The following is a 15432-nucleotide window of genomic DNA, read 5'->3' as shown; positions in this document are numbered from 1 at the left end:
ATAGGCGAGGAGCGATCGAGGTCGGCAGACTCTCAGGTTCGATCTCTACCTCGCACCGCGCCCCATTATCAAGATCCGGGCCATACACGGGCCAGCCAGCTCGGCCTGGAGATCTCGCACCATGGAGGCCGGCGAGGCGCGCAGGACCCGAGCGACCTACGGCCGCGTCGCCGCTGTCATGCGCGCCGAAGTCTCTGTGAGAGAGACGGTGAACGGATGGCGTGGCGTTGTCAGCACCTCGTGCGTCGGTCCCTGTTCGACCAGTTCTCCGGCGTTCAGTACGGCGATTCGGTTGGCCAGGGCCGCGATGTCGAGGTCGTGGGTGATCAGCACGAGGGTCAGGTCCGGGCGGTCGTGCTGAAGTCCCGCGAGCAGGTTCAGCAGGGCGCGCCGGGTCACCGTGTCGAGGCCGGAGGTGATCTCGTCGCAGATCAGCACGCGCGGCAGGGCCAGCAGGGCCCGTGCCAGCGCGGCGCGTTGGAGCTCGCCGCCGGACAGCTGACCCGGCCGACGCCGCACGAGGCCGTCCGTGAGGCCGAGGGCGGCAAGGGTGGCCAATGCCTCGGCACTGGCCTCGGCCGGGTGAGCACCGCGCAGCCGGACCGCCGTACGTGCCACCTGGTCCAGGACCGGGCGGTGTTCGTCGAAGGCGGCTCGCGCGTCCTGGAAGACGTACTGCACCGCGGCCAGCTGTTCCCGGGTCCGGGCGCGCAGGCTGCGGGGCAGCGGCGTCCCGTCGAGCACGACCTCGCCCTCGTGGTCGCGGTGGAGCCCGGCCAGGCAGCGGGCGAGTGTGGTCTTGCCACTGCCGGAGCGGCCGACGACGGCCAGGCATTCGCCGGTGCCGAGGGTGAGCTTGTCGGTGCGGAGTACCGCGGTCCCCCCGTGCCGGGCAGTGAGGTCGCGGACCTCCAGCACGGCCGCACCCCGTCCAGCCCCCGGTGAGGGTTCGAGGGCCTCGGAATTCGCGAGGAGTTCTCGGGTCCACGGGTGTCGCGGTGCGCGCCACAGCCGCTCGGCCGGTCCCGATTCGACCACCTGGCCGGCACGCATGACCAGGACCTCGTCGGCCAGTGCCCGTACGACGTCCAGGTCGTGGCTGAGCAGCACCACCGCGATGCCTTCTCCGGCGACCTTCGCGAACTGGTCGACGATGCGCTGCTTCGTCAGTACGTCCTGTCCCGTGGTCGGCTCGTCGGCGACCACGACCCTGGCCCCGAGGAGCAACGCCTGGGCGAGGACGACGCGCTGTTGCTGGCCGCCCGACAGCTGATGGGGGTAGCGACGCAGCAGCGCCTCGCCCTCCTCGAGTTGGGCCAGGGAAAGGGCATGCGCCACGCGATCCCGTACGGCGGACCTGCGCGCGCGTCGGGGCAGGGTTCGCGCCTGGGCGCGGGCGACGTCCCACAGCAGCGCGCCGGCCCGGCGGGCCGGGTTGAGCACCGAGCCCGGGTGCTGCGGTACGTATCCGACGAGGCCGTCGGCGACGCGCACCTCACCGCTCACCCGTGCGCCCGAGGGGTACTCGCCGAGCAGCGCGAGTCCGGTGGTCGTCTTGCCGCTGCCGGACGCACCGACCAGCGCGGTGACCTTCCCGGGCAGGACCCGGAGGTGCACCCGGTCGACGATCGCCCGTCCGGCGATCGTGACCCGGAGATCCTTGATTTCGGCGACCGCGTTCACGTGCGTTTCCTCTTCTGCAGTACGGCGTCGAAGAGCAGGTTGCTCCCCATGGTCAGGGCGACGATCAGCAGCGCGGGCACGACCACGGCCCAGGGCTGCACGAACAGGCCCGTACGGTTGCGGTCCACCATCACGGCCCAGTCGGAGGCGTCCGGCGCGACGCCGACGCCGAGGAACGCCGCGGTCGCCACCAGGTAGAGCACCCCGGTCAGCCGTACGCCCGCGTCCGCGGCCAGCGTGCGCGCGACCGACCTGCCGACGTATCCGAAGGCCATGCGCCACCAGGTTTCCCCCTGCATGCGCAGCGCCTCGACCGCCGGACGGGCGGCCACCTCGGCCGCCGCGGCCCGCACGATCCTGGCCGCGTCCGGGATGTTGACGAGCGCGACGAGCAGCGCGAGGCCCACCGCACCCGGAGTGAAGACGGACGCCACCAGCAGGATCATCAGCAGCGACGGCACGGCCAGGAGCACGTCCAGCGGCCGCATCAGCAGCTCCTCCAGCCATGTCCGGTGGGTGAGCGCACTGATCAGTCCGAGGGGCAGCGCCACCAGGTAGGCGAGCGCCGTCGCGGCGAGCGCGACCAGCACCACGGACCGTCCGCCGAGCAAGACCTGGCGCCCTACGTCCCGGCCTGTGAAGTCGGTGCCGAGCAGGTGTCCGCCGCCAAGGGTGAAGGAGGCGGCGCGCGGTCCAGGCTCGCCCGCGAAAAGGGGGCCCAGCAGGGCCAGCGCGAGCGGCACTCCCACGATGGCCACGCCGAACGCGAAGCGCGACTTCATGCCGCCACCCCCGCCCGCGGGGCGAACCGGTGGGTGACCAGGTCGGCTCCGAGGTTGAGCACGACGGTGGTGAATCCGAAGACGACCGCGAGCCCCTGCACCACGGGCACGTCCCGCTCCGCGACGGCGTTCATCAAGACGGTGCCGAGCCCCGGGATGACGTACAGCGCCTCCACGACGACGACCCCGCACAGGAGCCAGTCGATCGTGCGCGCCAACTGCTGAGCGGCGGGTGCGACCGCGTTGGGCAGCGCGTGGGCGTACCGGACGCGGGCGCCCGGGATGCCATAGCGATGGGCGTGCGTGGCGTACGGTGCGGCCAGTGCGTCGATCATGCCCGCCCGGACCAGGCGTGCCAGGGAGCACACCGGCCGGGACAGCAGCACGAGGACGGGCAGCACCAGGGCTGCCGGGTGCGCGAGCAGATCCGTGCCGTAGCCGACGGCGGTGGGCGGCAGCCATCCCAGGCGTAGCGCGAAGACCGTGACGAGCAGCACCCCGAAGGCGAACTCCGGCACCGCGTACACGCCGAGCGTCACCGAACTGACGAGGCGATCCACGAGCCGCCCCTCGTGGCGGGCGGCCAGTACTCCGAGGCCGACCCCTACGGGCAGCAGGAGGACCACCGTCAGGGCCGCCAGGGTCAACGTCGGCCCGAAGCCGTCTGCGATGTACGACGTGACGGGCCGGCCGGAGACCAGTGAGGTGCCGAAATCACCATGTAGCAGTCCTGCCGCCCAGTCCGCGAGCCTCTCGTGAGCAGGCCGGTCGAGGTGCATCGCCTCGCGGATGGCGGCGATCCGCTCCGGGTCCGGCTGGTCGCCCGCGAGCGCCACGGCGGCGTCGCCCGGCAGCGCCTCGGTGAGGGCGAAGACGAGCAGCACGACGGCCGCCGTCTGTCCCAGGCCGATCAGCAGCCGCCGGGCGAACCAGGAGCGGAGTCCGCTCACGCCAGCCACACCTTGTCGAAGCGGGCCCAGTCCAGCGAGTTGGCCGGCGCCTTCTTCTCCACACCGTGGACGGTGCGGGCAGTGCCGATGATCCAGTCGGCGAAGCCCCAGATCAGGAAGCCGCCCTCGGCGTGCAGGCGGCGCTGCATGCGCTCGTAGACGGCGGCACGCGCCGTCTTGTCCTTGGTGGACTGCGCCTGCTGGTACAGGGCGTCGAAGTCCTTGTGGTGCCACTTGGTCGCATTGGTGGTGGAGCCGGTGAGCAGACGCTGGGAGATGTGTGCCTCGATGGGCATCGCTCCGGAGCGGTAGGAGGCGAGGACGCCGGAGTCGAGGATGTCCTTCCAGTAGCTGTCCTTGCTCCCCGTCTTGACGGTGACCGTCACCCCGGCCTTGGCGGCCTGGTCACGGAAGATGGTCGCGGCCTCGGTGAATCCGGCGGCGACGGGCGAGGTGTCGAGCGTGACCTTGAGCCCTTGGGCGCCCGCCTGCTTGAGGAGGGCCTTGGCCCGGTCGATGTCCTGTTCCCGCTGGGGCAGGCTGGCGGGGTAGTACTCGTAACCCTTGCCGAAGAGGTCGTTGCCGATCTCGCCGGCACCGGAGAGAGCGCCGTCGACCAGTTCCTTGCGGTCGGCGATCAGGAAGAACGCCTCGCGGACACGCTTGTCGTCGAACGGTGGCCGGTCGGTCTTCATGACGAAGCCCTGCATGGCGCTGTTCCGCAGCCGGACGATCTGGATCTGCCCGTTCTTCTCGTGGGCGCGAGCGGTGGTGGGGTTGAGCTCGTGCGCGTACTCGATCTGGCCGCCGAGGAGGGCGTTGACGCGTGCGGACTCCTCGTTGGCGACGAGGAACTCGATTTCGTCGAGGTGCGGCGCGCCGTCCCAGTAGGCGTCATTGCGCTTGAAGACGGCGGACTTTCCGGGGGCGAAGGAGACGAAGCGGAACGGACCGCTGCCGATCGGGTTCTTGTCGAAGTCCTGCGCGCCGTCGGGGACGATGTACGCGCCGAAGGCGGCGAGCACGTTTGGGAATTCGGCGGTCGGCCGCTTGAGCACGAACTCGACGGTCCGCGCGTCGAGGGCACGGCTGGCTTTGAGGTCGATGGGCTCCAACGACGCCTTGGCGCGGAACGCCTTCGCGGGCTCGGCTATGCGCCGGTAGCTGTAGAGGACGTCCTGGGCGGTGACCGGCTTCCCGTCGTGGAAGGTCGCCTCGCGCAGCCTGACCTTCCAGCGCGCCAGGCCGGCATCGGGCTCCCATGCCGAGGCGAGACGGGGCTGGGCGGAGAGGTCAGGTCCGTAGTCGGCGAGCTTGTCGAAGAGTGCCTTGGCGCGGGCGACGTCGGCGAACAGGTTGCTCAGGTGCGGGTCCAGGGTCTCGCTGGCGCCGCCGCCGGCGAAGGCTGCGCGCAGTCGGCCGCCGCGCTGCGGCTTGCCGTCCCTCTTGCCGGAGTCGGCTGCGTCGGCGGGACCGGAGCCGGCGCATCCGGTGAGGGCGAGGGCGCCGAGGCCGGCCATTCCGCCGGCGGCGGCGAGGAAGCCCCGGCGACGCAGGCCCGGGCAGCGGGATTCGTCGACGGAGGAGACGGGGTTTTCGCGCATGGCATGTCCTTGATGTACGAGTGGATATGGCCGTGGGGGGCGGAAGTGAAGGGGGCAGTGGGGACGGGTGGGCGACGGCGCGTCAGGCGGGTGACCGGAAACGGATGTTCGACGCCTGGGGACGGCGGCCGCCCTGCGGAACACGTCACATCCGGTGCCGTGACCGTTGTCCTTGGGTCCTCACGCGGCGGCCCGTAAGCCGGCGGGAACGGCGGGAAGCGTCCGAAGCCGATGGAGCCGGGCGATGGCGGCGGCCGAGGTGAGTCCGAAGGCCAGGCAGCACGCCCAGGGCAGCCAGTGCGTCCCCGTGCGTATGCGAAGTTGCAGCCAGAGATGGGCGAGGGTGCCGACGAAGAAGACCATGCCTGCCGCACCGTCCCAGCCAGTGGCCCTGCGGGCCCCGTCGGGCAGGAGCAGGTACAGCTGGCTCTCGATGGCGAACAGGCCGGCCACGGCGAGGGAGAAGGTCAGGAAGTGACGGTTCGCGGCGACCTCCCGCCAATCGGCGAGGACGCTGCTCTCGCTCGAAGCGGCTTCACGTGCGGGCAGCACCAGCGCCTGGGCGACGGTGAGCACCGCGAAGATCCCGGCGGCGGTGAGCGCGGAGGCGCGGAAGTCGACCAGGAGCAGGACGCTGCCGAGCAGCGGGCCGAGCAGGGCACCGGTGGTGGCGAAGACATTGAACAGAGCGAACGTCTCGGCCTTGCGCTCCCCCGCTTCCAGGGCGAGGTAGGCGCGCACGGCGGGGTTGAACAGCGCCCCGGCCAGTCCGCTGAGCACCGAGGCGGCGAGCAGTACCGCAACTCCGTCGCCGAGCGCGAAGAGCCCGAAGCCGACGGCGCGCAGAGCACATCCGGCGATGATGACGCCGCGCGCGCCGAGCCTGTCGGATGCCGAGCCTCCGATGAGGAACAGGCCCTGCTGACTGAGGTTGCGCAGGCCGAGGACGATGCCGACGATCGCCGCCGACATTCCCAGGTCCTCGGTCAGGTGCACAGCGAGGTACGGGATGAGCAGATAGAAGCCGGTATTGACGCCGAGCTGGTTGAACAGCAGAAGCCGGATGGCAAGCGGGAAGCCCCGCATCTCGTGCCATGTCTTCACGAGCGCCGCTCCACGGATCCGCCCCGGCTCCGGCCCATCGGCAGATGAGACACGACTCCCCCTTCACTGGTGAGGCTGAGGTTTCCGGACACAGGGGCGACGAAGCCCGCGCTGGGCAGACCCGCTTTGACGAGGCCCTACGTTATCGACAATAGTTTTCATTGTCATCTGACCGGCCATCGCCGGTCGATTTGTCGGCATGAGTGACAGGAGGGGCCCGACAACTGGGCGTCCCCCGCAAAGGAGACCCGCAATGACCGACGCCACACCTGACCCCCGTTACACCCTGAGGCCGGCCGTGGCCGCCGACGTCGAGGGGGCGCGGCGCCTCATGCTCGACACCTTCTACCGAGATTTCGACTACGGGTACGTCCCGGCATGGCACGGCGACGTCATGGACATCCGGGGGACATACCTGGACGACCCACGGCACGTGCTCCTGGTGGCCACACTCAACGGCGAGGTGGTGGCCACGACCGGCATTCGGTCGGGAGGGCCCCACCATCCGCCGCATCCGCGCCGGCTCGCCGACCGCTACCCGCCGGTGACCACCGCTCAGCTGGTCCGGGTCTACGTCCATCCCGACCACCGCCGCCACGGCCTGGCGCGGGCCCTTGTGCGGAAGGCGTGCGACTTCGCCGCCGCGACACCCGGCTACGACAGCATCTACCTGCACACCAACGTCAAGGTGCCCGGCGCCGAAGCCTTCTGGCAGAGCATGGCCAAGGAGGTGTTCGACGCCCGCACGACCGGCGAGCACGGCCCCGGCGTCGACACCGTCCACTTCGAGATCCCCATGCCCCACGGACGAGCAGCGGCGCAGGAGTCCAGGCAGCCAATACACGCGAACAACTGAAAACGATTACCAATATCGATAGGGTGGGCGACACACATCCCGGCCGGAGGTGCCGGATGGTGGGAGGGGACGCTCAGCCATGCCCAGAACGCGGATACGAAGCGGGGCCGTCGCCACAGCGGCGGCCTGCCTTCTGCTCCTGTCGAGCGCCTGCAGCTCGCCGGGCGGCGCGGACGGTGCGCCGCCCCGGTCAGCGGCGCGCGGCGCGCAGGACATCAACGCCAGGCCGCTCAGCGCCCTGCGGGACGGTGGCGAACTACGCCTGCCCGTGGACGCGTTGCCGACCAACTACAACCCGATCCAGGTCAACGGCGCACGGGTGGTCACCTGGCAGCTCGCCGAGGCGATCCTGCCCCGGACCTTCAATGACGGACCGGACGGCGAACCCGCCCTGAACCGCGCCTTCTTCGCCTCGGCCGAACTGACCTCGACGTCCCCACAGGTGATCACGTACACGATCGCCGAGGGCGCCGCCTGGAGCAACGGCCGCCCGCTGTCCTGGGAGGACCTGCGCGGCCAGTGGCGGGCGCTGAGCGGGGGCGACCCCGCGTACGAGGGCTACAACCACGTCGGCTACGCGGACATCTCCTCGGTGCGGCGCGGCCGTTCGGACCGCGAGACCGTGGTGACCCTGCGCAGGCCGTTCGCCGAGTGGCATGGGCTGTTCACTCCGTTGCTGCCCAAGGAGGTCACCGCCACGCCGGAGTCCTTCAACACCGGGTGGCTGGAGTCGCCCGCGATCACGGCCGGGCCGTTCGCGGTCGAGCGGATCGACAAGAACGGGAAGGTCGTCACGCTCCGGCGCAATCCGTCCTGGTGGGCGGAGAAGCCACCGCTGGACCGGGTCGTGCTGCGGGTGCTCGATCCGGCCGCACGCGCCGACGAGCTCGCCAACCACGGCATCGACGTCTATCCGATAGGCGCGGACCTGGACCTGCACACCCGGGCCCGGTCCATGCCCGGCGTGGAGATCCGGCAGGCCCCTGAGCGGCTCGCCGGCCAGGTCACCTTCAACGGGGCCGCGGGCGCACCGCTCGCCGACGCTCGCCTCCGCCGGGCCGTCGCGCAGGCGATCGACCCGAAGGCCATCACAAGTGCCCTCCTCGGAAGGATCGTGCCGGGCGCGAAGCCGGTCGGCAACCACATCCTGCCGCCCGGCGACCCGGGCTACCGGGACAACTCCGCGACGCTGCCGTACGACGCCGACGCCGCCGGAAAGGCGCTCGACGCGCTCGGCTGGCGGCGCTCCGGCGACCTTCGGGAGCGGGACGGCCGGAAGCTCTCCCTGCGTCTCGTCGTCCAGGCCACCCCGGTCGGCCGTGCGCTCGGCAGCCTGCTGCGGGAGCAGCTGCGGGCCGCCGGCATCGAGGCACACACCGAGTCCGTGCCGCTGGAGAAGTTCTACGACGGGTACCTGCTGCCGGGGAACTTCGACCTCATCGCCTTCGAGTGGACGAAGTCGGCGTCCCCGTTCGCGCACGACCGGCCGGTGTTCCAGAAGCCGCGCGGCGACGACTACGGCAGCAACTTCGGCCGCATCCACATCCCGGAGATCGACGCGCTGTACGACCAGGGTCTGGCCGAACTCGACCCGGTCAAGCGGCGCGCAATCGCCGACCGGATCGACGTACTGGCCTGGAAGCACGCACACCATCTCCCCCTGTACGCGGGCTCGGGGGCGTACGCGGTGCGGTCCGATCTGGCCAACTACGGGGCTCGGGGCCTGGGTTCGTACGGGTTCGAGCGCGCCGGGTACGCGAAGTGAGCCGTCCTCGGGAGACCGGCGCGGTTGTCTTACGCCTGCTGCGACAGCTCGCCTGGCGGCTGGGGCTGTGCCTCGCGGCGACGCTCGTGGCGTACGTGCTCGCCTCCCTCAGCTTCGACCCGCTCGCCGAGCTGCGGGGGCAGCAACCTCGGCCGTCCCAGGCGGTCATCGACGCACAGGCGCACCGGCTCGGGCTCGACACGCCTCTGCCCGCCCGCTTCCTGCACTGGCTCGCGGGGCTTCCCCAGGGCGACTTCGGCGAGACGGTCGGCGGGCAGCCGGTCGCCGACGAGCTGTGGCGGCGCTGCGGCACCAGCCTGCGGCTGTTCCTCGCGGGCAGCCTGCTGGCGATCGTGGCCGGGGTGCTGTGGGGCGTGTGGAACGCGCTGCGCGACGGACGAGCGAGCGACCGGCTGTCGCTGCTCGGCTCGCTGTTCCTGCTCGCCGTGCCGGTGTTCGTCCTCGGGACCGTGCTCAAGATGGCCTGGCTGCCCCTCAACGAGGCTGCCGGAACGCAGCTGTTGTACTTCTCCGCCGAGACGACACCCGGCTCCACGCTGTCCGGCTGGGCGGACGTGTCGGACCGGCTGCGGCATCTGGCGCTGCCGACCCTGGCCATCGCCCTGCCCCAGGCCGCCTTCTACAGCCGCTACCAGCGCGCGGCGATGCTCGACGTGCTCGGCAGCGACTTCCTGCGGGCCGCCCGAGCCAAGGGGCTGCGCCGACACACGGCGGTGCTGCGGCATGGGCTGCGCACGGCCCTGATCCCGATGGTCACCCTGTTCGCGTTCACCTTCGGCCTGCATCTGACGGGCGGAGTGTTCACAGAGCGGATCTTCGGCTGGAACGGGATGGGCGACTGGCTGCTCAGCGGCATCCAGCACGAGGACGCCGCGATCGTCGCCTCCGTCACGCTGTTCATCGCCGTCCTTGTGGTACTGGCCGGCTGGCTCGGCGACGCGCTGCTCACGCTGCTCGATCCCCGGGTGCGCAGGGCGGAGGCGTGGTGAGCGCGACCGAGGCCGTGTCGCCGCCGCCTATGGGACGGCTGGTGCGCAATCCGCTCGCGGTGTGCGGGGCCGGACTGCTGGCGCTTCTGGCCGTAGCGGCCGTCGCCGGACCGTTCCTGTGGCCCTACGACCACATCGCCCAGGATGCGGGAGCGGCACTCGTCCCGCCGTCCGAGGACCACTGGCTCGGCACCTCGCGGCTGGGCGAGGACCTGTTCGCACAGTGCGTCAGGGGACTGCAGAAGTCCCTGGTCGTCGGACTCTCGGTGGCGGTGCTCTCGACGCTGCTCGCGGCCGCGGTCGGTCTGACGGCGGGCTACGTCGGGCGGCTCGTCGACCGGGCGCTGATGTGGGGCGTGGACATGATGCTGATCCTGCCGTCGTTCCTCCTGGTCGCCGTGCTCTCGCCGGTGCTGCAGGAGCGGTCCTGGCTGTGGATGGTGCTGGTGCTCGCGCTGACGCAGTGGATGCTGACGGCCCGGGTGATCCGGGCCCGGGCGGTGAGCCTGCGGCGGCGGGAGTTCGTGCGGGCGGCGCAGTACTCGGGAGCGCCGACGGGGTGGATCCTGCGCCGTCACCTGCTCCCCCACCTGGTGCCGCTGCTGGTGATCGACTGCACGCTGCATGTGGGGGCGGCGATCCTCGCCGAGGCGGGGCTGAGCTACTTCGGCTTCGGGATCCAGCCGCCCGACGTGTCCCTGGGGTCCCTGGTGGCGGCGGGGAGCGGTTCGGCGCTGACGTATCCGTGGGTGTTCCTCGCCCCGGTGGGGTTCCTGGTGGCGACGGTGACGGCGGTCGGACTGCTCGGCGAGGCGCTGCGCCGCGTACTGGACGAGGGAGACACCGATGGGGACTGAACTGACGGCGCCGGAGCGGGACAGGCCGCTCCTGGAGGTCCGCGGGCTGTCGGTCGTCTTCGCCTCCGGCACGCAGGCGGTCCGCGAGGTGGACCTGACGATGGGGCGCGGCGAGGCGCTGGCGGTGGTGGGCCGCTCGGGCTCGGGAAAGTCTGTCACGGCGGCCTCACTGATCGGGCTGCTGCCGGGGGCGGCGGAGGTGCGCGGATCGGTGCGTTTCGACGGGCAGGAACTCCTTGGGCTCTCCGACCGGGAGTTGTCGCGGATCCGGGGGGACCGGATCGGGACGGTGTTCCAGGACCCGCTGGCGGCGCTGAACCCGGTGATGACGGTGGGCCGGCAGATCGCGGAGGCGGTCCGGGTACACCGGCGGGTCCACCGCGCGGCAGCTCACGAGCGGGCGGTACGGCTCCTGGACCGGGTCGGCATTCCGGACGCGGCACGCCGGTCGCGGGGGTTCCCGCACGAGTTCTCCGGCGGGATGCGGCAGCGGGCGGCGATCGCGATGGCCCTCGCCAACGATCCGGAGCTGCTGATCGCGGACGAGCCGACCAGCGCCCTCGACATGACCGTGCAGGCGCAGATCCTGGACCTGTTGGACGAGGTGCGGCGGGACAGCGGCTGCGCGCTGCTGCTGATCACGCACGATCTGGGGGTGGTGGCGCGGTCCTGCGATCGGCTCGCGGTGATGCGGGACGGCGTGCTCACCGAGGAGGGCGAGGTGGTGCCGCTGTTCTCGGGGCGCCGGCCGGTCGGCGGGCATCTGGGCGAGCTGCTCGCTGCCACCCGGCGGATGACGGAGTCCGCTGCGGCGCAAGGCCCGGCGGCCCCGGAAGCGGAACCGCAAACGGAACAGGAAGGGCCGTACGTGCTGCGCGTCGAGGGACTGCGGCGCGACTACCGCGCCGCCCGCGCGAGCCGCCTGCTCGGGCGCGGCGCACCGGTTCGCGCGGTCGACGGCGTGAGCCTGGCGCTGCGCGAGGGTGAGGCGGTGGCACTGCTCGGCGAGTCCGGCTGCGGGAAGACCACGACGCTGAACGAGATCCTGCGTCTGAGGCCACCCGAAGCGGGCCGGATCGAGGTGCTGGGGCACGACACGGCGCGACTCTCCGCCGCTGCCCGCCGGGAGGTGCGGCACGACGTGGGCGTGGTGTTCCAGGACCCCGCGGCCTCTCTCGACCCGCGGATGCGGGTGGCCGAGATCGTCGCGGAGCCCCTCGCGGTACAGGGCGTCCGGGCCCCCGAACGGGCTGCCCGGGCAGCGCAGTCGCTCCGTCTGGTGGGACTGCCCCCGGAGGTCGCGGGAGTACGGCCCACCCGGCTGTCCGGCGGGCAGCGCCAGCGGGTGGCGATCGCCCGCGCGCTGTCGACAAGGCCCCGGCTGGTCCTGCTCGACGAGCCGGTGTCGGCGCTCGACGTCGCCCTGCGGGCCGACGTGATGGACCTCCTCGACGGACTGCGTGCCTCGCTGGGGCTGTCGTACGTGCTCGTGTCGCACGACATCGACGTGGTGCGGCGCTCAGCCGACCGGGTGGCGGTGCTGTACCTGGGGCGGGTGGTGGAGAGCGGCCGGACCCGCGACGTACTGGAGCGGCCCCGTCACCCGTACACCCGCGCCCTGATCGACGCCTCCCCCACGCTCGATCCGGTACGGGAGCGGAGCCGGGAGCGGATCGTGCTTCGCGGCGATCCGGTGGGGCCGGCCGGTACGGACGAGGGCTGCGCGTTCCGGCACAGGTGCCCGCTGCTGCCCTCGCTCGACGCCGCCGTACGGGTGCTGTGCGACGGCGTGCGACCCGGTCTTGCCCAGGTCGGCCCGGATGGTGAGGGACACGGTCAACTCGTGGCCTGCCACGCAGACATGCAGAAGCGGCGGGTCGCGTTCCACAGTTGAAAACGATTCTCGTTGCGGATTACGCTCACGGTGTTTCTTCCGGCGCTCTTCATCCCTGCCGGGAAACACCGATGACGAGAAGACCAGGAGTTCGCACGTCCATGAGCACTCCGCTATATCTCGCACCACGACTCGAACCCAGGCTCGCCTCCCTGCTCGACGAGGCGGGGTTCCTGCACGAGCTCTTGCATGCGCTGGGCTCACCGCTCAACGTCGTCCTGCCGGACGGCATCGCCGACAACGTCGAACGCTTCAAGGAGGTCTACGACCGGCACCGGCTCGCCGGGAACATCTACTTCGCCCACAAGGCCAACCGCTCCAGCGCCCTCGTCCGGCGCCTTGCCGCCACCCGAGCCCACATCGACATCGCCTCCCTCGGCGAGCTTCAGCACGCCATGGGCTGCGGCTTCGCCCCGGACCGGATCATGGCGACGGGACCCAAGAACCCCGAGTTCCTGTGGCTCTGCGCCCGGAGCGGCGTCACCGTCAACGTCGACTCGGCCGACGAACTCGCCCAGCTCGCCGCGCTGGTGGAGAAGCACCGGCTGCCGCAGGCCCGTGTGCTGCTGAGGCTGTCGGACTTCGACAGCACCGGCGTCACCGTGCTCAGCCGGCGCAGCCGGTTCGGCACCCCGGCCACTGCGGCCACCGGGCTGCTCGACCTGCTGGACAAGCACCGGGAGTCGCTGGACCTGGTCGGGGTGGCGTACCACCTCGACACCATCGGCCCCGCCGAGAAGGCGACCGCCTTCGAGGGCTGCATCCGGGTGCTGAACGAGTGCGCGGCCCGTGGCTTCCGGCCCCGCGCGGTCGACATCGGCGGCGGTTTCGGCGTGGACTACCTCGCCGAGGGCGCGCAGTGGGAGGCGTACACCTCAGAGCTGACCAGTGCCGTGCTCGGTCGGCGGACCCCGCTGACCTGGCAGGGGCACGGATACGGGCTCCGCAACGACGCCGGCACCGTGCGCGGCGCGCTCGGGCTCTACCCGGCCCACCGGCCGGTGTCCGGGCCGCGCTACTTCGACGAACTGCTGGCCGCCCAAGGGCAGTCGCTCGGGCGACCACTGGCCACCCTGCTGCTCGAGAACCTGTACGACCTGCACGTCGAACCGGGGCGCGCCCTCGTCGACCAGTGCGGTGTCGCGCTCGCCCGAGTCCTCGAGGTCCGTGACACGCCGTCCGGGGAGACGTTCGTCCGGCTGGAGATGAACGCCTCGGACGTCAGCCTCGAGGAGCACGGCGTCCTGATGGACCCGGTGCTGGTCCGGCGCCCCGGGAACGGGGGCGGAAGCGGGAACGACGTCGGCACGGCTGTCGGCACGGGCGGTCCGGTCGGGGTGTACCTGATCGGCAACCTGTGCCTGGAGGCCGACTTCATCACCCGGCGCATGGTCTATCTGCCGGAGCGACCACAGGCAGGGGACCTGCTCGCCTTCGCCAACACGGCGGGCTACTTCATGGACTTCAGCGCCGACCACGCACTGCACCAGCCCGTGGCCCGCAAGGTCGCGGCGTACCAGGACGGCGCCGACTGGCGCTGGTGCCTGGACGAGAACTACTGGCCGAACCACTGTACGGGGGAAGACTGTTGAGGTACGAATCGATCACCGACGTCATCGGTGACACACCGCTTGTGCGCATAGCACCGGAGATACACGGCCTGCGGAACATCGATCTGTACGCCAAGCTCGAAATGCTCAACCCCTTCGGCTCCGTGAAGGACCGTGCCGCCTGGAACATGGCGCAGCCTCTGCTGGCCGAGGACGCCGGCGACGCGGACGGGGGCGCCGCGCGGCGCACGGTCGTCGAGCTCTCCAGCGGCAACACCGCCAAGGCCCTGGCTGTGATCGCCGGTATGCACGGGCTGCCGTTCAAGAGCGTCACCAACCGGATGAAGGTCCCGGAGATCAAGGACCTGCTGCTCCTCCTCGGCGCGGAGATCGAGGAACTGCCGGGACAGGCGGAATGTCTGGACCCGACGAATACCGAGGACCCGCTCACCAAGATCCACCACATGCTGTCGGCCGAGGCGGGCACGTACATCCACACGGATCAGTACTACAACCCGCTGAACGTCGAGGCGCACCGCACCGCGACCGGACCGGAGATCGTCAAGGATCTCGGCGGCACCGCCCCGGACTACTTCGTCGCCGCCGTCGGCACCGCGGGCTCCTCGACCGGCACCGCCCGCGCCCTGCGCGACCACGACCCGAACGTCGGCGTGATCGGTCTGGTCGCCCACAAGTCGGACTTCATCCCCGGCATCCGCAACATCGACGAGGTCCACGAGGTGGGCCTGTTCGACCCCGCCACCTACGACACCATCGAGTCGGTGTCGGCCGACGAGGCGATCGACGGAATGCTCACCCTGGTCCGCCGCTGCGGGATGCTCGCCGGACCGACCGGAGGCGCCGCCTACTTCGGCGCCGTCCGCCACCTGCAGGGCATCGACGCCGAGTTGACCGAGCGCAAGACGGCCGTGTTCATCGTCTGCGACCGGGTCGAGAGCTATATGAGCTACGTGCGGCAGCGCCGGCCGGAGCTGCTGCGGCAGCCGGCTCGCCGCAACTCCGTCGCCACCCTGACCGAGGCCGAGCTCGCGGCCGCCCGCGTCGTCCCGACCGGAGAGGCCCGTCGGTGGATCGACGACGCGCGGCCCCTGGTCGTCGACCTGCGGGGCGCGTTCGCCTTCGACGCGCTGCACATCCCCGGCTCGGTCAACATCGTCGACGAGATCTTCGGGGAACTCCTGCACGGCGGGCTGCCGTTCGGGCGCACCCAGCCGGTGCTCCTCGCCTGCCCGGTCGGCGAGCAGTCGGCGCGGTACGCGGCGCTGCTCACCCGGATGGGACACACCGACGTGCGCAGCCTGGAGGGCGGGATCATCGCCTGGCGCGACGCCGGCGGCCCGCTGGTGAGGGACTGAG

12 protein-coding genes are annotated in these 15432 nt (G+C 71.2%); 7 read left to right on the top strand and 5 right to left on the bottom strand.

From position 1 onward, the window contains the following. Positions 1-156: 156 nt before the first annotated feature. The 5 genes from ABZ939_RS19840 to ABZ939_RS19820 form a co-directional block, all read right to left on the bottom strand. Positions 157-1683 carry an ATP-binding cassette domain-containing protein gene (locus ABZ939_RS19840; protein WP_361856460.1) on the bottom strand — a complete coding sequence of 509 codons (1527 nt, stop codon included), beginning with the start codon at positions 1681-1683 and terminating at the stop codon, positions 157-159. Continuing rightward, positions 1680-2465, bottom strand: a complete 786-nt coding sequence (locus tag ABZ939_RS19835) for an ABC transporter permease subunit (protein WP_361856458.1) — start codon at positions 2463-2465, stop codon at positions 1680-1682. Before ABZ939_RS19835 ends, ABZ939_RS19840 begins: the two co-directional genes overlap by 4 nt. Further along, the gene (locus ABZ939_RS19830; protein WP_361856456.1) at positions 2462-3415 is read right to left on the bottom strand and encodes an ABC transporter permease; all 954 of its coding nucleotides are present in this window, start codon (positions 3413-3415) and stop codon (positions 2462-2464) included. The genes ABZ939_RS19835 and ABZ939_RS19830 overlap by 4 nt, the downstream gene beginning before the upstream one ends. After that, positions 3412-5019: an ABC transporter substrate-binding protein gene (locus tag ABZ939_RS19825; RefSeq protein WP_361856453.1), complete on the bottom strand. Its 1608-nt coding sequence runs from the start codon at positions 5017-5019 to the stop codon at positions 3412-3414. Before ABZ939_RS19825 ends, ABZ939_RS19830 begins: the two co-directional genes overlap by 4 nt. Positions 5020-5199: 180 nt before the next feature. Beyond that, entirely contained in the window at positions 5200-6123 is a 924-nt protein-coding gene (locus ABZ939_RS19820; protein ID WP_361856451.1) for an MFS transporter, read from the bottom strand. Positions 6124-6376: 253 nt separating this feature from the next. On the opposite strand from ABZ939_RS19820, the gene ABZ939_RS19815 reads away from it, so the two are divergent. The 7 genes from ABZ939_RS19815 (at position 6377) to ABZ939_RS19785 (ending at position 15431) form a co-directional block, all read left to right on the top strand. Beyond that, positions 6377-6979: a GNAT family N-acetyltransferase gene (locus ABZ939_RS19815; RefSeq protein WP_361856448.1), complete on the top strand. Its 603-nt coding sequence runs from the start codon at positions 6377-6379 to the stop codon at positions 6977-6979. A gap of 79 nt (positions 6980-7058) precedes the next feature. After that, a complete protein-coding gene (locus ABZ939_RS19810) occupies positions 7059-8744 on the top strand; it encodes an ABC transporter family substrate-binding protein (protein WP_361856445.1) in 1686 nt (561 codons plus the stop codon). Further along, positions 8741-9754 (top strand): ABC transporter permease, encoded by a 1014-nt coding sequence (locus ABZ939_RS19805; protein WP_361856442.1) that lies wholly within the window; start codon positions 8741-8743, stop codon positions 9752-9754. The genes ABZ939_RS19810 and ABZ939_RS19805 overlap by 4 nt, the downstream gene beginning before the upstream one ends. Then, complete coding sequence (locus ABZ939_RS19800; RefSeq protein WP_361856439.1) at positions 9751-10611, top strand: ABC transporter permease; 861 nt, start codon at positions 9751-9753, stop codon at positions 10609-10611. The genes ABZ939_RS19805 and ABZ939_RS19800 overlap by 4 nt, the downstream gene beginning before the upstream one ends. Continuing rightward, positions 10601-12505, top strand: coding sequence for an ABC transporter ATP-binding protein (locus tag ABZ939_RS19795; RefSeq protein ID WP_361856436.1), 1905 nt, complete (start codon positions 10601-10603; stop codon positions 12503-12505). Before ABZ939_RS19800 ends, ABZ939_RS19795 begins: the two co-directional genes overlap by 11 nt. Positions 12506-12606: 101 nt before the next feature. Next, complete coding sequence (locus ABZ939_RS19790; RefSeq protein ID WP_361856434.1) at positions 12607-14097, top strand: alanine racemase; 1491 nt, start codon at positions 12607-12609, stop codon at positions 14095-14097. After that, the gene (locus ABZ939_RS19785) at positions 14094-15431 is read left to right on the top strand and encodes a pyridoxal-phosphate dependent enzyme (RefSeq protein WP_361856431.1); all 1338 of its coding nucleotides are present in this window, start codon (positions 14094-14096) and stop codon (positions 15429-15431) included. The genes ABZ939_RS19790 and ABZ939_RS19785 overlap by 4 nt, the downstream gene beginning before the upstream one ends. The last annotated feature ends 1 nt before the right edge of the window (position 15432 follow it).

The sequence above is a fragment of the Streptomyces sp. NPDC046712 genome, assembly GCF_040645695.1.
In the GTDB taxonomy this organism is placed as follows: Bacteria; Actinomycetota; Actinomycetes; order Streptomycetales; family Streptomycetaceae; genus Streptomyces.
The sequence above is the reverse complement of the archived record's forward strand: the minus strand, read 5'-3'. Positions and strand labels throughout refer to the sequence as shown.